The organism is Alkalihalobacillus sp. R86527, from assembly GCF_042466185.1.
Taxonomy (GTDB): domain Bacteria; phylum Bacillota; class Bacilli; order Bacillales; family Guptibacillaceae; genus Guptibacillus.
The window spans coordinates 1,239,536-1,259,301 of the sequence record NZ_JAXHBW010000001.1 but is presented as its reverse complement, the minus strand read 5'-3'; the positions used below and the strand labels follow the sequence as shown (position 1 = coordinate 1,259,301).

At 39.6% G+C, this 19,766-nt stretch carries 19 protein-coding genes and 1 riboswitch; of the genes, 1 reads left to right on the top strand and 18 read right to left on the bottom strand.

Annotation, left to right across the window (positions count from 1 at the left end; genetic code table 11):
• Nucleotides 1-166: 166 nt before the first annotated feature.
• From SJY16_RS06335 to SJY16_RS06320, 4 genes are all read right to left on the bottom strand, one after another.
• Nucleotides 167-394, bottom strand: coding sequence for a helix-turn-helix domain-containing protein (locus SJY16_RS06335; protein WP_369810531.1), 228 nt, complete (start codon nucleotides 392-394; stop codon nucleotides 167-169).
• A 235-nt stretch (nucleotides 395-629) separates the two neighbouring features.
• Complete coding sequence (gene sdhB, locus SJY16_RS06330; RefSeq protein WP_377888257.1) at nucleotides 630-1,385, bottom strand: succinate dehydrogenase iron-sulfur subunit; 756 nt, start codon at nucleotides 1,383-1,385, stop codon at nucleotides 630-632.
• A complete protein-coding gene (gene sdhA / locus SJY16_RS06325; RefSeq protein WP_377888256.1) occupies nucleotides 1,385-3,148 on the bottom strand; it encodes a succinate dehydrogenase flavoprotein subunit in 1,764 nt (587 codons plus the stop codon). The genes sdhB and sdhA overlap by 1 nt, the downstream gene beginning before the upstream one ends.
• 85 nt (nucleotides 3,149-3,233) lie before the next feature.
• Nucleotides 3,234-3,842, bottom strand: coding sequence for a succinate dehydrogenase cytochrome b558 subunit (locus tag SJY16_RS06320; protein ID WP_377888254.1), 609 nt, complete (start codon nucleotides 3,840-3,842; stop codon nucleotides 3,234-3,236).
• A gap of 294 nt (nucleotides 3,843-4,136) precedes the next feature.
• On the opposite strand from SJY16_RS06320, the gene SJY16_RS06315 reads away from it, so the two are divergent.
• Nucleotides 4,137-4,586 carry a YslB family protein gene (locus tag SJY16_RS06315; protein WP_377888253.1) on the top strand — a complete coding sequence of 150 codons (450 nt, stop codon included), beginning with the start codon at nucleotides 4,137-4,139 and terminating at the stop codon, nucleotides 4,584-4,586.
• A gap of 32 nt (nucleotides 4,587-4,618) precedes the next feature.
• Here the strand turns inward: SJY16_RS06315 and SJY16_RS06310 are convergent, their stop codons facing one another.
• The 14 genes from SJY16_RS06310 to SJY16_RS06245 form a co-directional block, all read right to left on the bottom strand.
• Entirely contained in the window at nucleotides 4,619-5,854 is a 1,236-nt protein-coding gene (locus tag SJY16_RS06310) for an aspartate kinase (RefSeq protein ID WP_377888252.1), read from the bottom strand.
• 146 nt (nucleotides 5,855-6,000) lie between these two features.
• A riboswitch (Lysine riboswitch) is annotated at nucleotides 6,001-6,189 on the bottom strand.
• Between the two features lie 79 nt (nucleotides 6,190-6,268).
• On the bottom strand, nucleotides 6,269-8,050 hold the full coding sequence (gene uvrC / locus SJY16_RS06305; RefSeq protein WP_377888251.1) for an excinuclease ABC subunit UvrC: 1,782 nt from the start codon (nucleotides 8,048-8,050) through the stop codon (nucleotides 6,269-6,271).
• Nucleotides 8,051-8,114: 64 nt separating this feature from the next.
• Complete coding sequence (locus tag SJY16_RS06300; RefSeq protein ID WP_377888250.1) at nucleotides 8,115-9,602, bottom strand: hypothetical protein; 1,488 nt, start codon at nucleotides 9,600-9,602, stop codon at nucleotides 8,115-8,117.
• A gap of 85 nt (nucleotides 9,603-9,687) precedes the next feature.
• Complete coding sequence (locus SJY16_RS06295; protein WP_377888249.1) at nucleotides 9,688-10,626, bottom strand: FTR1 family iron permease; 939 nt, start codon at nucleotides 10,624-10,626, stop codon at nucleotides 9,688-9,690.
• Nucleotides 10,627-10,654: 28 nt separating this feature from the next.
• Nucleotides 10,655-11,416 carry a hypothetical protein gene (locus SJY16_RS06290; RefSeq protein ID WP_377888248.1) on the bottom strand — a complete coding sequence of 254 codons (762 nt, stop codon included), beginning with the start codon at nucleotides 11,414-11,416 and terminating at the stop codon, nucleotides 10,655-10,657.
• Nucleotides 11,417-11,480: 64 nt separating this feature from the next.
• Nucleotides 11,481-12,254: a glycosyltransferase family 2 protein gene (locus tag SJY16_RS06285; RefSeq protein ID WP_377888247.1), complete on the bottom strand. Its 774-nt coding sequence runs from the start codon at nucleotides 12,252-12,254 to the stop codon at nucleotides 11,481-11,483.
• Nucleotides 12,251-13,717 carry an alkaline phosphatase family protein gene (locus SJY16_RS06280; RefSeq protein WP_377888246.1) on the bottom strand — a complete coding sequence of 489 codons (1,467 nt, stop codon included), beginning with the start codon at nucleotides 13,715-13,717 and terminating at the stop codon, nucleotides 12,251-12,253. The genes SJY16_RS06285 and SJY16_RS06280 overlap by 4 nt, the downstream gene beginning before the upstream one ends.
• On the bottom strand, nucleotides 13,714-14,658 hold the full coding sequence (locus tag SJY16_RS06275) for a lysylphosphatidylglycerol synthase transmembrane domain-containing protein (protein WP_377888245.1): 945 nt from the start codon (nucleotides 14,656-14,658) through the stop codon (nucleotides 13,714-13,716). Before SJY16_RS06275 ends, SJY16_RS06280 begins: the two co-directional genes overlap by 4 nt.
• Nucleotides 14,634-15,575: an NAD-dependent epimerase/dehydratase family protein gene (locus SJY16_RS06270; protein ID WP_377888244.1), complete on the bottom strand. Its 942-nt coding sequence runs from the start codon at nucleotides 15,573-15,575 to the stop codon at nucleotides 14,634-14,636. Before SJY16_RS06270 ends, SJY16_RS06275 begins: the two co-directional genes overlap by 25 nt.
• A 257-nt stretch (nucleotides 15,576-15,832) precedes the next feature.
• Nucleotides 15,833-16,144: a thioredoxin gene (trxA, locus tag SJY16_RS06265; RefSeq protein ID WP_224878670.1), complete on the bottom strand. Its 312-nt coding sequence runs from the start codon at nucleotides 16,142-16,144 to the stop codon at nucleotides 15,833-15,835.
• Between the two features lie 211 nt (nucleotides 16,145-16,355).
• Nucleotides 16,356-17,333, bottom strand: coding sequence for an electron transfer flavoprotein subunit alpha/FixB family protein (locus SJY16_RS06260; protein ID WP_377888243.1), 978 nt, complete (start codon nucleotides 17,331-17,333; stop codon nucleotides 16,356-16,358).
• 12 nt (nucleotides 17,334-17,345) lie between these two features.
• Nucleotides 17,346-18,116 carry an electron transfer flavoprotein subunit beta/FixA family protein gene (locus SJY16_RS06255; RefSeq protein WP_377888242.1) on the bottom strand — a complete coding sequence of 257 codons (771 nt, stop codon included), beginning with the start codon at nucleotides 18,114-18,116 and terminating at the stop codon, nucleotides 17,346-17,348.
• Nucleotides 18,117-18,146: 30 nt separating this feature from the next.
• Nucleotides 18,147-18,920, bottom strand: a complete 774-nt coding sequence (locus SJY16_RS06250; RefSeq protein ID WP_377888241.1) for an enoyl-CoA hydratase — start codon at nucleotides 18,918-18,920, stop codon at nucleotides 18,147-18,149.
• 49 nt (nucleotides 18,921-18,969) lie between these two features.
• The gene (locus tag SJY16_RS06245; RefSeq protein WP_377888240.1) at nucleotides 18,970-19,563 is read right to left on the bottom strand and encodes a fatty acid metabolism transcriptional regulator FadR; all 594 of its coding nucleotides are present in this window, start codon (nucleotides 19,561-19,563) and stop codon (nucleotides 18,970-18,972) included.
• Nucleotides 19,564-19,766: the final 203 nt, after the last annotated feature.

Sequence of the window (19,766 nt, the reverse complement as noted above, 5' to 3'; positions counted from 1 at the left end):
TTCAAGTTCCCCTCATTAAACCGGTTTCATTTTATAACCATGAACGTATTCATAATAGTAAATAACTAATAGAACGTCAATGAGAAAACCTTCCACAAGGCTTTGAAACCATCTATCTCGTTTGCAATTTCAATAAAAAAGACCGGCTCATTACAAGCCGGCTTTTCTATATTTCTAATTCTCCCAGACGCAGTAATTCGACTACTGCCTGGGAACGCCCCTTTACCCCAAGCTTTTGCATCGTGTTTGAAATATGGTTCCGAACTGTTTTTTCACTAATAAACAATTCTTCTGCAATTTCCCTTGTTGTTTTGTCTTGAACAAGCAGTTCAAATACTTCTCTTTCTCGTTTAGTTAAAAGCGGCTTCGGTCGGTAGTGGTTCCCTTTCAACATTCCACCCTCCTCGATAGGGCAACAAAGCAACTTCATTCAAAATTAATATAGTCCATACACTATATGTTTTTTCAACAGACGTGTTACATAATTTAGAAGACTTTCTTGGTGTGAAGGACAATATTCTACCGACATGTTTCTTCATTCTCTGTCATTTCCTGAGAAATATTTTGCTTTATTTCAAATACGAACAAAAAAGACCCCACTTTTAGGGTCTTTCTTGTAACGAATCAATTTAACGATCACTTCCGAAGAAGTTTTTAAAAGTTTGAAGAGAAGTCGCTCTGTTCATAGCAGCAATGGATGTCGTCAAAGGAATTCCCTTCGGACAAGATTGAACACAGTTTTGCGAGTTACCACAGTTGGCCAATCCGCCTTCATCCATTAATCCCTCTAGTCGCTCTTCTTTGTTCATCTCACCTGTTGGATGAGAATTGAACAAACGCACTTGGGAAACTGCAGCTGGTCCAATAAATTCAGAACGGCTGTTTACATTCGGACAAGCCTCTAAGCAAACACCACAAGTCATACATTTTGACAGTTCATATGCCCACTGTCTTTTATTCTCTGGCATACGTGGTCCAGGACCAAGATCATGAGTACCATCGATTGGAATCCATGCTTTCACTTTCTTCAAAGCATCGAACATTCTACTACGATCAACTGCCAAGTCTCGAACTACCGGGAAAGTCGTCATAGGTTCAAGGCGAATCGGCTGTTCCAGACGATCAACAAGAGCCGTACATGATTGACGAGGCTTTCCATTTATAACCATCGAACATGCTCCACAAACCTCTTCAAGACAGCCCATTTCCCAAATAACAGGTGTTGTTTTCTCACCCTTTGCATTAATCGGGTTACGTCTAATCTCCATAAGGGCTGAGATAACATTCATATTTTGACGATATGGAATCGTGAATGTTTCTTCATATGGTGCAGATTCAGGTCCATCTTGCCTTTTTATTTTTAGGGTAATTAGTTCTTCACTCATTATTTAGTCCCCGCTTTCTTCTTCGAATAATCACGTTTACGAGGTTTAATTAATGATGTATCAACTTCTTCATAGTAGAATTCTGGTTTGTTGTTAGCTGCGTCGTATTTAGCCATCGTTGTCTTCAACCAGTCTTCATCATTACGATCCGGAAAGTCTGGTTTATAGTGCGCTCCACGGCTCTCATTACGGTTATATGCACCTTGTGTAATAACACGTGCAAGCTGAAGCATGTTTGAAAGCTGACGAGTGAAAGAGGCACCCTGGTTACTCCATTTGGATGTATCATTAATATTGATGTTCTCGTAACGTTCCATCAATTCTTGAATCTTATTGTCCGTCTCTAGAAGCTTATCGTTATCTCTAACTACCGTTACGTTAGCAGTCATCCATTCACCAAGCTCTTTGTGAATCTGGTAAGCATTTTCAGTTCCATCCATTTTCAGGATAGCGTCTTGCTTCGCCTGTTCTTCTTGTTGATGACTTTCAAATAACGAAGATGGCATATCTTCAACTGTGTTTTCAAGACTATTGATATAATCAACAGCATTCGGTCCTGCTACCATTCCTCCATAAATTGAGGAAAGCAATGAGTTCGCTCCAAGACGGTTTCCACCGTGCTGCGAATAATCACACTCGCCGGCAGCAAATAGTCCAGGAATGTTTGTTTGTTGATTGAAATCTACCCATAGTCCACCCATTGAATAGTGTACTGCTGGGAAAATTTTCATTGGAACTTTTCTAGGATCATCACCCATGAATTTCTCATAAATTTCAATGATTCCTCCAAGTTTAATATCTAGTTCTTTCGAATCTTTATGAGAAAGATCTAGATAAACCATGTTCTCTCCATTAATTCCTAGCTTCTGACGTACACAAACGTCAAAAATTTCTCTAGTAGCAATGTCTCGAGGAACGAGGTTACCATATGCAGGATACTTTTCTTCAAGGAAATACCATGGTTTTCCATCTTTATAAGTCCAAACTCTTCCACCTTCACCTCGAGCCGATTCACTCATAAGACGAAGTTTGTCGTCTCCTGGTATTGCCGTTGGATGAATTTGAATAAATTCACCATTCGAATAGATAGCCCCTTGTTGATAAAGAGCACCAGCAGCTGAGCCTGTGTTGATAACAGAGTTTGTACTCTTTCCAAATATGATTCCTGGTCCACCTGTTGCCATAATGACCGCATCAGCTTCGAAGCTTCTTATTTCAGAAGTAGTCAGGTTTTCACCGACCATACCACGACATACGCCACTATCATCAATAATAGCAGATAAGAATTCCCAGCCTTCATATTTGTTTACAAGACCAGCTACCTCGTGGCGACGCACTTGCTCGTCAAGTGCATAAAGTAATTGCTGACCCGTTGTTGCACCCGCAAAAGCAGTACGGTGATGCTGTGTACCACCAAAGCGACGAAAGTCAAGAAGGCCTTCAGGTGTTCTGTTGAACATTACACCCATACGGTCCATCAAGTGGATAATTCCTGGCGCTGCATCACACATCGCCTTAACTGGTGGTTGGTTTGCAAGGAAGTCTCCTCCATAAACCGTATCATCAAAATGTTCCCAAGGAGAGTCTCCCTCTCCTTTTGTATTAACAGCTCCGTTAATACCACCCTGTGCACAAACAGAGTGAGATCGTTTAACCGGAACGATAGAAATTAGATCGACACTAACTCCGGCTTCGGCGGCTTTAATAGTCGCCATTAAACCGGCTAGTCCGCCTCCAACTACAATAATTTTACCTTTACTCATAAGAACGGTTCCCCCTTAATTGCTAGCTCTGTCTGAAGGATATGTACCCTTTCAGAATTCGTGGTGAAGACAGTTCGTTTGTTACTTAAACAAATGCGAAAAGCGCGCGTATACCAACGACTGAAAGAGCAAGGAAAATAGCCATGGTTACGTATGTCATTGCACGCTGAGATTTCGGTGTTACTGTAAAGCCCCAGCTTACGAAGAAGGACCAGAGACCATTAGCAAAGTGGAATACTGTACCAATTACACCAACGATATAGAAGATCATCATCCCTGGATTGGACAGAATATCGACCATCATCTGATAGTTAACTTCTGCTCCCATCGCAGCCTGTATCCTGGTTTGCCATACATGCCAGGTTACGAAAATTAAGACAATTACACCTGAGATCCGCTGCATATAAAACATCCAATTTCGTAGATACCCGTATCTACTTACGTTATTCTTGGATTGAAATGCGATATATACTCCATAAATCGCATGAAATAATAGCGGTAAAAAAATAATAAAGATTTCAAGGATATACCTGTAAGGTAAAGATTCCATGAAATGTGCAGCATCATTAAATGCCTCGGGCCCTCTTGTTGCAAAGTGGTTTACTGTTAGATGTTGCGTAACATAGAGTCCCAGTGGAATTACTCCTAGAAGCGAATGCAATTTTCGGCTGACAAAGTCTCGACTTGCGGCCATGTTTTGTGTGTCCCCCTTTTAAGTTGTTAAGCTACCATCTGCCACTGCATATTCTACTATAAAAGCCTTTGCATGCACAGAAATCATCGCTTTCTGTCGATTTTATTGTGACATAACCATTGTACTCCCCTCATTTAGGAGCGTCAAGAAAACGCGTACATTTTGAGTTTTCTAAATTCATTTGCGTCGATGTGTATATTAAATATGCTAGGATATTATTCCCCACTTTTCATGTATGTATGGAGGAATTCCTTCCAAACCGTTATAATAATATGAGACGAATTGGAGGAGTTTATGTTTAAAAAGCGTACGAATACCATCGATTATAGTCATGAAGTAACCACAACAGCTTTTGGATATGAGCTTTTTAGAGAAGTTCTTCTTCCTGAGCTATTAGGTAATGAGCAAGGTAATATTCTTTACTGGACCGGTAAAGAAATCGCAAGGAAGTTCCCGCTTTCGACAAAAGAGGAAATCGAGCAATTCTTCAAGGAGGCTGGATGGGGTGCTTTAACCATCGCACAAGAGAAAAAGAACGAAATATCCTACTTGCTTCAATCACCTTTAATAGAAGAAAGAAAAAAAACTAGTCGTGATGATTGTTATCAGCTAGAAGCTGGTTTTCTTGCTGAACAATTTCAATACATGCTCCAATGCATAACTGAAGCCTATGAAACGAGCAAGAAGAATGAAGTCCAAATCACAATCAAGTGGGATCCAAAAGATAGCATTGATGTAGGTTAGATAAAGGGAGGCCGTCTTGGCCTCCTATTTTTTTATACCTGCTTAACCGGCGTTCTTTCATCTAACTGGAATTGATCGTGAAGCGTTTCAATCGCATAGATCATTTTATTCTCTGGGACAATCGTAGACACTTTAATTTCAGAGGTACTTACCATCTTAATTTCCACATCGTGATCAGCTAGCACTTCAAACATTTGTGCAGCAACACCAGGATTTGAAATCATACCTGAGCCAACGATCGAAACTTTTGCAAGTTCTGATTCATAGAAAATATTTTCATATGGCAGTTTCACCTCTAGACGACGAAGGACATCTAGAGTTAAATCAAGCGAAGCAGTTTCGATAGAGAACGAAATGCTCGTGGTATTCTTCTCGCTAGTACTTTGTATGATGATATCAACATTTATTCCATTAGATGCTAGTGAAGAAAATAATGAAGGAAGTGTTGTAATCTCATTTGGAAGACCTGATATCGTTATTTTCGTGACATTGCTTTCAAATGCAAGTCCTCTCACTACCAAATTCTGTTCCATTGATGCGACCTCCTCAATAATGGTTCCTGTGTCATTTGTAAAACTCGAACGTACTTCAAGTGGTATATTGAAATTCTTCGCGAATTCCACCGCTCTCGGATGAAGGACTCCCGCACCGAGGTTAGCTAATTCAAGCATTTCATCATATGATATCGTAGCCAATTTACGGGCACCTTTTACGTATCTTGGGTCCGTCGTATAGACTCCATCTACATCAGTATAGATCTCACATTTGTCTGCTTTAAGTGCAGCTCCAATCGCAACAGCAGTCGTATCAGATCCTCCCCTACCCAATGTTGCGATGTCATCTGTTTCAGATAGCCCCTGGAATCCAGCAACGATAACGATTTTTCCTTCTGCAAGATGTTGATTCATTCTTTTCGCATCAATGTCCAAAATTCTAGCGTTTCCATGTACGGATTCTGTCTTTAATCCTGCTTGCCAGCCCGTAAGTGAGATTGCGTCGTACCCATTCTCTTGAAGCGCCATAGCAAGAAGAGCAGTTGTTACTTGTTCCCCTGTTGTTAGCAACATATCTAGTTCTCTTGGGGAAGGCTTTGTTGTGATACTTTTCGATAACCCCACTAGTTCGTCGGTGGTTTTCCCCATAGCGGATACGACTGCTACAACTTCATCTCCTGCATCCACTGCTTCTGCAAGCCTAGATGCTACGTTTTTCACTTTTTCTACATCTCCGACAGATGTTCCGCCAAATTTCATTACTCGAAGTCCCACTCTCTCCATCCTTTCCACTCTATAACTGTATTTCTCATTCACAAATAGCTTCTTGAATAGGTTACGAAAGGTCCTAAATATACAAAAAAACAACAATGAGAAAAACCTCACTGTTGTTTTCATAAAGCATTCAAGAAAACGTCCCTGTGTGAGATAGTCCTCCATTCAATCCCCGGGAAGGCATTGAATGACAGCTCTGCATTTCTTCAATACAGATCCAGCTTAAGGTGAATAAGCACCTTATCGCTTCGGCAAATTCCCCTTTCAACTCACGTCTACGAGTCTTATCACTCTCGCTTGAGTTTACTGATGGTTTTTGCGCCTCTACCATCACTTCAATTTATCGAAGTGTGGAACTATTAAATTTTCACTATTATAACGAACTATATGATATGCCGCAATACAATTTGTGAATTAATTTTCTTTTTGTTTAAATCGCGCCATTAATTCTTCAGCAACATTCTTCGGTAATCCTGCTTCTAGTAAACCCTCCACATCTGCTTCTTTCATTTTTTTTATAGAACCAAAGTGATTTAAAAGCTTCTTCTTACGCTTTTGGCCGATGCCAGGAACCTCGTCTAGGCTTGATTTCAACATCGATTTACCTCGAAGCTGACGATGAAATGAAATCGCAAAACGATGGACTTCATCTTGTATGCGCTGTAGTAGATAAAACTCCTGGCTGTTTCTAGGAAGGTACACGTCCTCAGGAGGATCTCCTATCAAAAGATGCGAAGTACGGTGCTTTTCGTCTTTCGTTAAAGAACAAACAGGGATATCCAGTCCAAGTTCATTTTCTAATACATCTTTTGAAGCTTGGATTTGGGCTATACCACCATCAATAATAATTAAATCCGGTAAAGGGCCATCCTCCTTAAGCAACCTCGTATATCTTCTTCTTACGACTTCTTTCATCGAACCAACATCGTTTGGTCCTTCTACCGTTTTGATCTTGTACTTTCGGTATTCATTCTTCTTAGGTTTACCGTCTAGAAACACTACCATTGCTGAAACTGGATTCGTTCCTTGGATATTCGAGTTATCGAATGCTTCTATGCGAAGAGGGGCGTGAATACCTAACTGCTCTCCAAGGTTTTCAACCGCATCGATCGTCCTCTTCTCATCTCGCTCTATAAGGGAAAACTTCTCATTGAGAGCGATGGTCGCATTTTTGATCGTTAACTCGACTAGCTCTTTTTTCTTTCCTCTTTTTGGTTGATGTACTGAAACGTGAAGAAGTTCTTCAGCTATTTCAGCGTTTATATTATTCGGTAATAGGATTTCTTTTGGCTTTGGATGGTTCTTTTGCAGATAGAACTGACCTAAGTATGTTAAGAAATCTTCCTCCGGTTCATTGTAAAATGGAAATAAGGATACATCCCGTTCGATTAGTTTCCCCTGCCGCACGAAAAAGACCTGCACACACATCCAGCCTTTATCGAAGCTATATCCAAATATATCACGGTCGAGACCATCATTCGTTTGAATCGTTTGCGCTTCCATCACCTTTTCGATATGGAACATAAGATCTCGGTATTCTTTCGCACGTTCAAAATCAAGGTTTTCTGAAGCGGTTACCATCTTACGTTCTAGGTCCTGTTTAACTTCTTGATGGCCACCATTCAAAAACCTTGTTATTCCTTCAATCATTTCCTTGTTTTGCTCTTTCGTAACTTCCTTAACACAAGGAGCAAGACATTGCCCAATATGATAATACAAACATACACGATCTGGCATCTTTCTGCACTTGCGCAAGGGATAAATACGGTCTAATAGCTTCTTTGTTGCGCTCGCAGCATAAGCGTTAGGGTATGGTCCAAAGTACTTACCCTTATCTTTCTTTATCTTCCTAGTAGTAATTAGTCGAGGCTGTTCTTCAGCCGTTATTTTTATATATGGATAACTTTTATCGTCTTTAAGCATCACATTATACTTAGGATCATGTTTCTTTATCAAATTGAGTTCGAGGATAAGTGCTTCTAAATCTGTTGAAGTAACGATATACTCGAAATCGCGAATTTCACCCACAAGCCTCTGTGTTTTACCGTCATGTGCTCCTGAAAAATAAGAACGCACTCGATTCTTTAATACTTTTGCCTTCCCAACATAAATGATTGTTCCCTGGCGATCCTTCATTAAATAACAACCAGGTTGATCTGGAAGGACAGCTAATTTATTTTTCAAATGTTCCTGCATGCTGCCTCTCCTCTCTTTATACTCTTAAAGGGGTATCTATGTTCCCCTTCAATTGTATCACATACTATGGTTTATACTCGTACAATACGATCTTATGATAAACAGGATCATACATACGATTTGAATAAAATGGTTTCACTTTTTGGATCGATCCGTTTATAGGGACCCCTTGTTTTGAGAATCCATTAACGACTTCATCAGTTAGAAAGATCCTACGACCTTCATAATAAGGTAGTTCCGATAAAAAGGTAGCATAAGTATAAACACGGTCATGATTAAAGGAAACGTTTGTATATTCCATAACTCGCGTTTCTTCCCACGTATATACCATAATCGGTTCCTCTATAGTAGACAAATACCCTATTAATTTATGCACAGCAGCAGGTTTTTCTCCTTCTTCCATCATGTAGTAGGTTCCGACCGTTTGTGAAAGCAAGAGAACTATTACAATTCCTACTTTTAAATGAACCTTTCTTAAACTCATAAAGGATAACAGACAAACAAATAGCAACATACTCGGTAACGGCAAAATGTGTCTCGGCTTCTCTATATTTTGAGCGAAAAGCGCCCAAAAGAAATAGCATACAAACATGAGAAAGTATGTCCAGACAAACCAAGACCCTTTTCTACTAAATAATCGTAAGGTAGCGTATGCCATAATAATCAAAATTAAAAAAAGAATCAGTCCGTATTGACCAGACAATCCTGTCCATCCTATGTTATATCCAATAAGTTCAATGAATCGATTCCAAATGGGTGAAGCTGCACCGGAAACGACAGTACCTCCCCATTCTTGAAAATGCCCCGCTGAAAATCCTACTGCTAGTTGAAGAAATGCAGCTACTCCTCCTTCTGATGCAGCAAGACCACCAACCCAAATGAGTTGAAATAAGATTGCAAGAGCAAATTGCCCCCCTATAAAGGCAAGATATTTCTTCTTGTAGAGGTATTGCCTTTTCCTTTCGACAAGGAGCAAAAGAAGTCCTACTCCAAATGGGAGGTACGACAACCTGATTCCGAACAATACACTTAATAAAAAGGACGGTAATAAAACAATAAGCCTGGAGTCCTTCTTATAAAACGCTACTTTCAGACTCCAAATATACCACCATAAGATCGAAAGAGCGGAAACTTCACTCATTGGCTGAATCGTCATCACATTCATGAATACCATCGATTGGATAACAGCAACAGTAAGCACGCTTAAACTTTTTGATAGAACAGACCTACTGATTGAATAAAGAGGGTACATTGCAGAAAACAAGAGTATAGAATTCACAAATGACAATGCAATAGACGGGTTCTCAATCCAATTGTTTAAAAGCATACCACCTAGAATGAAGTAGGGATAACCTGGGAAATGAGGCTGCATCGAAAAAAGATCAAATCTTGAGAGAGCAAGAGAAAAATCAACTTGATCCCACGATCTGGGCATGTCCAACGCATATACCGCCCTCCACCCAACAATTAGAACCATACAAAGCAATGAAATCACTAATACTATTCCTTTGAAATAGTAATTGATATCAATACGATCTCTTCTACCCTTCACTCTACATCATCCTTTGTTTTCCACATCGTTCAAGAAGTGTAACTACAAAAAATACAAGGCGACTAATCGCCTTGTACTGATAAATTCATTTCACTGCTGATTCATTCATTTTATTCGTAGATTTAAAAACAGCTTGTTTTTCTTCCTTTACCGCTTTCTTCTTTGGTTCATTGTTCGTATTTACAAGAAGATAAATGACAGCAAAGTAACCAAGGTACGCTACAATCTCTTCAATCGATGGCATGGATGAATAACCAAACAATGCTTTAAAGAAGATCCCGATATCACCAGAAAGAAGAGGTGCTACGCCATTATCACGAAGATAATGAGCATAATCGATCGGGTGTTCAGGAAGGAACCATGTAAGATCATACACATGAGGAATGACACTTCCGATCATCTTAATATCTTGCATCATTGAAATTCCCTGGACAAGAAGACCACCGGCTATTAGGACAATAAAGATTCCAGTTACTTTGAAAAAAGATTTAAGCGGTATACGCATTGTCCCTTTGAAGAATAGATAAGAGATCACTGCCGCAATTAGGACACCCGTTAGAGCACCCCAGCCTTCAAATCCTTTTCCAATATCTCCACCTGTAATAGCAGCGAAGAAGAAAACTGTTTCGACACCTTCACGTAATACAACTAGGAAAGAGTGAATCACCATTCCCACTACATTTCCTGTTGTGATGAGATGAGACATCTTATCTTCTGCCTTGCCTTTAAGATTCTTACTGTGAGATGCCATCCAAAAGACCATTTGTGTTAATAGTACAGAAGAGATTAGCATAATGGAGATTTTCAGGTACATTTCACTTCCCATTGCTGCAAAGCCTGTAAAAACTACCTGGAACAACATGGCGACTCCAACACTCGCAACCACTGCGAGTCCTGCACCTAGCCAGACAAATTTATTGTACTGACACTGTCCGACCCTTTTCATATATGTGGTTATGATGCCTATGATGAGGAGGGCTTCAAGTACTTCTCTGAACATAATCAGCAATGCCTGAAATTCCATTTCACTTTCCCCTTTCTAAAATAAGCCTCTAGGATCGACGGCGTTTTTTCGTTGTGTAGACAACTACACCTGCTATCACAATAAGAATTAATAAAATCGGTAACCAGTTTGAAAGCTGACCTAAATCAGTCCATTCTGTCTTCCCGTTATCATTCGTATCATCCGTTGCACTTTCGCCAAAGTGACCAACCTCTACGGTCTTCATGTTGAATTGACCTTTTAGAGCGTTAAGGACGGTCTCTTTACTTTCAATATATTGATCTTTATCTGATTCCTTTTCACCGACCCCGAAAAGTCCTGGATTCCCAAGAGAATCGAGCATCGTTTCAAATTCGGTTTTAATCGTTGAATCAAGATCTGGGTCATTTTGTTGTACGATTGGAGACAACTTTTTATATGTGGCATCAGCTTTACCAACCAATTTTCTTGTAGAGTCATATTCCTCAAAATTACCTTCCACGTTCTCAAGACGTCTGGCTATGTTGAGTACTAAAACCTTTTGCATATTTGTAATAATAGCTTCTTTATCTTTATTTTCGAGTTCAGATTTAACCGCTGAGACGGCGTCTGCACCCATATGTAATTTGATTTCATCTTCAACTGAAGCAAAAATGGTCGCTGCTTCATCATATTTAGGAGGAGAATCGCTAAGTTTAGAAGACATTTCGCTATATGCTTCTGCAACCTTCTCTTCTGTTGGATCACCGTATGAATAAGCTTGAGCCATTTGCGGTAATGAAAAATTAGCAATCATTATCAAAATGACTACAATAGACAAGTGTTTTTTCATTGAAAATCCTCCTCATTGATAATGATAATGATTATCACCGCTTAAGTCAATAACTGAAATGCATTTATATCGACTTTTCTGGATAGGTATATTGCCATTCATCTTTAGGGTAGCGATGAGCTTTGTAGTCGATTTTTACTTTCTTAACAGGGCGGGACATTTCTTTAATAATTGCTGGTATAACTGATGTTAAATATGCTTTGAATTTGATGTATGATTCTCCTGACGACCTCACCTGATACGTAATAGGAATCTCTCTTACCCGAAACCCTTTACGAACAAGATTCAAAGTTAGTACTTGGGCATAATTATAGTCATGTATGATTTCCCCATGTATCATCGCTTGCTTTGAAAATGCTCTCATACCTGACTGTCCATCACGTATCCATGTTTGTAAAAGCAAGGATTGAAGGAACGTGAAGCAATAGTTGCCTAGTCGTCTATGAATCCTCATTCCATCTATCGTACCTTTGAACCGCGATCCCATGACGTAATCAGACTCTCCTCTTAAGAGTGGCTCGATTAGCTCTGGTAGCTGCCAGGCTGGATATTCATTATCGGCATCGAGCATAACTCCGATGTCAGCACCTAGCTCTACAGAGTGTGAGAGACCTTTACGGACGGCTGCTCCCAAACCCTGATTTTCTTCAAAGGAATAAATATAATCTGCTCCTGCTTCTTTAGCAACTTCAACCGTTCGATCAGTTGAACCATCATCAATAACAAGAACACTAACGGTAATATTACTCAGGAAATTTCTTGGTATCTTTCTAATTACTTCTCCTATCGCTCGCTCTTCATTGTGAGCAGGGAGGAATACAATCACATGTTGCTTCATTGACTTCCCTCTTTCTTCCTATTATCAAAAGCATCTGTCAAAATAGAACCCCTACTATGTGTTGGAATCGGAGCGCCGATCAAATAGGACACAGTTGGTGCAACTGAAGTTAAACTATGCTTATCTTCAATAACCTTTCCTGAAGCGATCGTAGGACCATTCATGAAAAATGGGACAAAACGCTCACCTTCATCGAGGTGGCCGTGACCTCCTATTCCATCGGCTTGTCCATGGTCAGCACAAACGATCAACGTTGTATTTTTCATATAACCATTCTCTTCTAACCACTTCACATATTCTTCTATCAAGCGATCAGCTTCTTCTATCTTTTGAATATACTCATCATAAAGCACGCCTCTTGCATGCCCAGTTTGATCAGTACCGATTAATTGAAGCGTAAAGAAGGAGGGGTCCTTTTCTTTCATAACCTGTCTTGCTCTTCCCATAATATTTGTGTCAGCAACATCATTATTCATGACCGCAGTTACTGTATCAACATCGTCACCCATAGCATCCACAAGGTGAGCGATTCCTAGTAATCTCCCTGTTTTATCCATTTTTCTTAAAGAATCAAAAATCGTTTCTACTTTTACACCCTGGTTCCAAACCATATTCGACTTAATCCCATGCTCGAATGGATAAGTACCTGTCATCATGGAAGAAAAACATACTACCGTTCGAGCTGGATAGACTGTTTCCATTTGACTGTATTCTGTTCCATTCTTCTTTAACGAATCCAAGAAAGGGGTGTTCGCTTCTTGGAAACGTTCCTTTCTCATCCCATCAATCACAATCATGATGACTCTTTCATTATGTGTAATTGGTTGATCAACAGTTTCAGTGTAGCTTGTTTTGATTTCAGGCTTCCAATCGAATAAATGACGATGGAGAATAAAGCTAAACAGCCATATCCCTGCATAAAACAATAAAAGCCTGCTCCAATCTATCGAAATAGCTGAACTCGAAGCAGAATCAACCACCATAACCCAAATCGGAATGATTAAAAGGAATTTCGGAAGCTGTTCTTGAGCATTTCCACTTGTGGAGTCACTATTCTTAAGTACTAGTTTCCAGAAACGAGTGAAGTTAAGCCAACTTGTCCCAATTCTCAAATGATAATAAAACGTCCCCCAGAAAAACACTGTAAAGAAGAAGTATAAAGATACAGCTAGCAAAGTAGCTGTTAGCGAAAAATGATCGAATAATAACAAATAACCTATTAAAGGAATCCACAAGTAATTCCGTAAAAAAAGTGGATAGTCGTAATTGTAATAGAGAACGAGCAAGGGAAGAATTGCACCAAATCCTATAAGAAAACTACTCCAAAAAACCAAAGATGACCATTGAGTAATATAAAAAAGTAAAACGGTACCTGTCACGAATATTGGTGTAAAGGGCTTCCCCTCATTAAGTAAGTTCCAGCACCTTGCTGCAACCTTTTCAAATCCAGACGCTTGTTTCATTGTGTTTCTCCTTTCTTAGATAAAAACGACTTCAGTTTGTGAAGTCTCAATGGGTACATATAAAATGCGAGCGCACCTGCTGCAAATGAATACAAGTATTTAAACCCATGAGTAATAAGTGCGACTGAAAGGGCATCCTCCATATTGAAGCCATACTGATATAGTGAGAAACTCATAACACTCTCATAAGTAGCTAGACCCCCAGGTGCAAGCTGAAACACACCTGCTCCCACTGACAAAGAGGTTACCCAGATTGCATCAATATAGGAAAAAGTAGATGCAGAAAACCTTGCTACCCCGTATACGACTACTCCTTCTGCTATCCAACTTGCTCCTGATAAAAGCACAATCATGAGTCCCGTTTTTGATGAGAGTAACTTTTTAAAGTTATGAAACTGCCTAACCACAATAGTTGGAAGTTTTCTTAATTTATGTATGATAAAAAGAATAGCCAGAGTCACAATTCCCACAATAGAGGAAATAATAACGACGCGATAGTTTAGGTTTATACCAATTAGCGTCGCTCCAATTATTGCAAATAATCCAATCCATATTAAATCCAGAGACCTTAGTGATACGACAGTCTTAAGAGAATGACTCACCCTTACTTCTGGATGTTGTGCAAGTGTGCCGATTCTAATCGCTTCTCCACCTTTGAACGGGAGAATATGATTGAAAAACAAGCTATAGAAAACACCTGAAAGAAATACTTTATAGCTAACCTTGCGATTAATAACGAGTTTCCAACTTAAAGCTCGCAAAAGAAAAGCAATGGTATACCCTACAAACATGATGATGAGCCAAACTGGATGATTGAACATACCACTAGAATGCTTGGACAGTGACTCAATATTAACCAGAGGGATTAGAAACCATAAGAAAAGTATTAAGAGAGAAAGACCGATAGAAACTTTTATCACTCGTAATATTTTTTTGCCCATGCAATCGTTCTCCGTAATCCTTCATTAATGTCAATTTCGGGATGATATCCAAGCTGTTCTTGAGCTTTATGAATATCGCTCCATGTATGCTTAACATCTCCTTTTCGAAATGGACGGTCTACAATTTTCGCATCTGGGAAATGGTCAACCAATAGATCAATTAAGCGTTGAAGCTCTATTGGTTGTCCATTTCCTAGATTAAATACCTCTGACTCTGTTTGTTGATGTAGTGAAAGGAATATCCCTCTTACAATATCATCAATATATGTGAAATCCCTGGATTGATCCCTACCATAAATCTCAATTTTTTCTCCATTCAATATTTTTTTTATGAATAATGGGATCGCCATATCCGGCCTACCCCATGGACCATACACCGTGAAAAAACGAAGAATGGAAAGTTTAAATCCATAAAGGGAACTGTATGCATGGCAGAAAGATTCTGCTCCTGACTTCGCTGCAGCATAAGGTGATTTCACTTTTCCTTCAGCTTGATCTTCACGAACAGGCCCCTCAACGTCACCATAAACGGAAGAAGAAGAACCGAAAACAACATGAGGGACGCCTGTTTCTCCAGCAGCTCTCAGGACATTAACTACCGCTTTAATATCATGGTCAATATACTCATGTGGATGCGTAATGGAATATTGCACTCCTGGAAGAGCAGCAAGATGGATAACAGCATCATACGAGTTCTCTCTAAAATGCCGAAGCGTTTTTACTTCATCTCTTAAATCAAAAGTCTCTAAGTAGAACTCACCAATCGTTTGAATTTGTTCAAGGTGTTCCTTCTTTCTCGTCACATCATAATAGTCTGAAAAAGTATCGATGATCGTAATATGATGATTTTCTTCTAGTAAATATTTCGCAAGGTGACTGCCAATAAAACCAGCACCTCCAGTAATTAACACTTTCATATGTTGCACCCCTACCTACTGATTGAACAAACATAACACAAGAGAAATGGCCGCTTTATGAGCGGCCATGATTATCTAATTCTATTCTACTATACTCAAGAATAGAGACAAAATGTAATTCTCGTGTGATTCCTAACACGCTAGACATCCGCTATAGTCATCAAGAGTATATCGAGAACGATTATCAGAGTCAACATTCCATCTTTTTCTACTATAAAAACCCCCAACCAAAGAGTTGGGGGTTTTTCGTTATTCATTTACTGATGCTTAGAAAGCGTTTGTGCTAGAGCTTCTTTCGGTTGGAAACCAACTACTTGGTCAACAACTTCTCCGTTTTTGAAAACAAGAAGTGTTGGAATGCTCATTACACCGAACTTGCTAGCTGTTTCTTGGTTTTCATCAACATCAAGCTTAACAACTTTCACATCAGCCATTTCAGCATCAAGCTCTTCTAGAACTGGTGCAATCATCTTACAAGGTCCACACCAAGGTGCCCAAAAGTCTGCAAGTACTAGACCTTCGCTTGTTTCTTGATTAAAGTTTTGATCTGTCGCGTGTACGATAGCCATATATATCGTCCTCCTTAAACAATTATCACTTGAGATACCAGGTTAAGGCCGGTTGACTCAATGTGTTTTCTGCCATGTTTTAAAATGGCTCAGACTGAGTATATCATTAATACTCTTTTCGTTTCCATTTTTTTGACTCACACACATTCTTCCCTATTTTGAAGAGAAAAAAACGTGGGAAAAGCGAGCTACGATAAGCTCGCTTTATCCTTTAATTTGTTTGTAATACTTTTTTAAATTCTTGAGTTAATAATGGAACTACTTCAAACAAATCTCCGACAATTCCATAATCTGCGACATTGAAAATATTCGCTTCAGGATCTTTGTTAATCGCTACAATTACTTTAGAGTTGGACATACCAGCCAAATGCTGAATCGCACCTGAAATACCACAAGCGATGTAGAGGTCTGGTGTAACAACTTTCCCTGTCTGCCCGATCTGTAATGAGTAATCGCAATAGTCCGCATCACAAGCTCCTCGAGAAGCCCCTACTGCAGCACCAAGAACATCTGCAAGTTCTTGAAGTGGTTCGAAACCATCCTCGCTCTTAACACCTCGGCCACCAGCGATAATAACCTTAGCTTCAGATAGATCTACACCAGAAGTTGACTTGCGAACGACTTCCTTAACGATTGTTCGCAGATCCTTAATTTCTACATCCTCAGAAAAGACCTCTCCTGAACGAGAATCATCTTTCTCAAGTGCGGAAATATTGTTAGGGCGGATTGTTGCAATTGTAACTCCTGATTTCACTTTTTTCTTTTCAAAAGCTTTACCGGAGTAAATTGGACGAGTGAATACAATATCCTCACCGTCTAATTCAATCGCTGTAGCGTCTGATATCAATCCTGCATCAAGCTTACTTGCAAGTTTCGGTGCAATATCTTTACCCATTGATGTGTGTGGTAAAAGAATAGCATCCGGTTCGATCGATTGAATGATTTGTAAGAACACCTGTCCATACCCATCACTTGTATATGTTGAAAGTTTTTCATTCTCTGCTTTAACGACACGATCTGCACCATAGTGGAACAACGCATCCGTTAATGCGCTTACATTTTCACCTGCAATTGCAGCGATGACTTCTCCACCTGCCGCTATTTCTTTTCCAGCAGCGATTGCTTCAAACGAAACATTACGTAGTTCACTTTCACGACTTTCTGCAAATACGAGTACTTTTTTGGCCATAATAAACCCCTCCTATATAACTTTCGCTTCCTGACGAAGTAATTTCACTAGCTCTTGTACTTGATCATCAACTTCACCATCAAGCACTTTTCCAGCTTCTTTTTTAGGTGGTAAATAACGTTCGATCGTTTCTGTTTTTGCTTCTATTTCGTCGTCCTCAACGTCTAATTCATCGTAATCGATTTCTTCTAATGGCTTTTTCTTTGCCTTCATAATCCCAGGAAGAGAAGGATAACGAGGTTCATTTAGTCCTTGCTGCGCTGTTACAAGTAGGGGCAGTTGAGCTTCAACAATCTCTACATCACCCTCAACATCTCGTTCAATCGTAGCTGTACTTCCGTCAATATCCAACTTAGTAATTGTTGTTACGTAAGGGATACCGATTTTCTCAGCTAAACGTGGTCCTATTTGTCCAGTACTGTTGTCGTTCGAAACATTTCCACCAAGGATAATATCGTACTCTTTACCCTCGAAATAAGCAGCTAATAGAGCAGTCGTAGTATATTGATCACTATCTTCGAGCTCTTCATTATTAATTAGAACAGCTTTGTCTGCGCCCATAGCGAGTGCCGTTCTAAGTTCCTTCTCGACTTCTTCACTTCCTATACTAATTACTGTTACTTCTCCACCGTGGTCGTCACGAAGTTGAATCGCTTCCTCAATTGCATACTCGTCGTAAGGGTTGATAATAAACTCAACGCCTTCTTCGCTGATCTTGCCATTCTCGATAACAATTTTTTCTTCTGTATCAAATGTTCTTTTCATAATTACGAATATGTTCATTTCTTTTTACCCTCCCTGAGATAGTTATCTTTATTTATCAGTAAAGTTTGGCTTACGCTTTTCTATGAAAGCACGAATGCCCTCTTGCCCATCTTCTGATACGAAAGCCTTACCGAAATACTCTTTTTCTTTCGCTACGCCTTCATCAAACTTAGCAGGTTTTGAATAATTCAAAAGTTCTAATGCATACTTCATTGAAACTGCACTCTTTTGAGAGATTTTCTCTGCCAGTTCTTTTGCTTTAGGAAGGAGCTCATCCTCGGAGTAAACCTGATTCGCCAACCCTAGATTCGCAGCTTCACGTCCGGTGATCGGATCGCTCGTTAGCAACATTTCTGTAGCTTTTGCTTTACCTACAAGCTCAGGCAATCGCTGCGAACCTGCAAACCCTGGAACAAGACCTAATTGAAGTTCTGGCAAACCAAGTTTCGCATCTTCAGTTACAAGGCGGATATGACAGGCCATAGCAAGTTCGAGTCCTCCGCCTAACGCCGCTCCATGAATAGCAGCGATGATTGGTTTTGGGAACGCTTCCATTTTATCGAAAAGCGTTTGACCAAGACCTCCAAGGTCTGCGAACCCTTCTTCATTATCAACAGTGGTAAACTCTTTAATATCTGCTCCTGCCGAGAAGAACCTGCCCTCTCCAGTTAACAAGATTACTTTTGTTTCTGAATCGTTCTCTAAATCACTAAGTATATGCGTTAATTCTTTAAGTACATCTGTAGCAACTGCATTGGCCGGGGGTCTTCTCAATGAAACGTTTGCTACTTTCTTCTCTTTTGTTACGCTAATAAACTCCACTTTCCCACTCCTTCCTGCATCATAGTGGTCCCGGAGGTCCGGGACACATTTATTTGCTCAAGCCGTTGATCAGCAAATGATGAATAGGCTTTGCAAGTGATTCTAAGTCAAACTTATGATCTTTCATAACCCAGTTGGTCACTGTTTCATCCATGGTGCCAAAAATCATTTGTCTAGCGAGTCGGACATCTAATTCTTCCATGAATAGTCCTGATTTCACGCCATCGAACAAGATCTGATCCACTAGAGTTAAATATTTTTTGAGCACTTCACCGATTTGAGCACGTAACTCTTTGTTCGTTTGTCTTAACTCTAACTGAGTAACGATAGCTAGCTCATAATCAGAAGAAAGATGCTTAAAATGCATATCGATCAGCGTTAACAGCTTATCTTCTGCATTTCTTTTTTCAGCAATCTGTAATTCTATTTTATCAATGAAGCTTCCCATCTTTTTTTGAAACAATGATATGAGTAGATCTTCTTTATTCTTGAAGTACAAATAAATTGTACCGTCTGCCACACCGGCTTCACGCGCTATTTTTGAAACTTGCGCTTGATGGTAGCCGTTTTGTGCAATTACTACTACAGCAGCATCAATTATTTTGTCATACTTTGGGCCACGCTTTTTCCCTTTTTCCACCATAGCAAGTTCTCCTTTATTCTTTATCCGACACCTCACCCAATAAAATGAATGAGCATTCATTCATGTTTATATTGTAGCGGTACACCTCAGTAGCTGTCAATATCGGATTTCTGAGCGAGCGCTCAATTTGAATTCAAGGACAATTGCAAGTTAATCATATCATAATAAGCTGAAATGTGCGAATTTTTCTAATTAATTTTCCA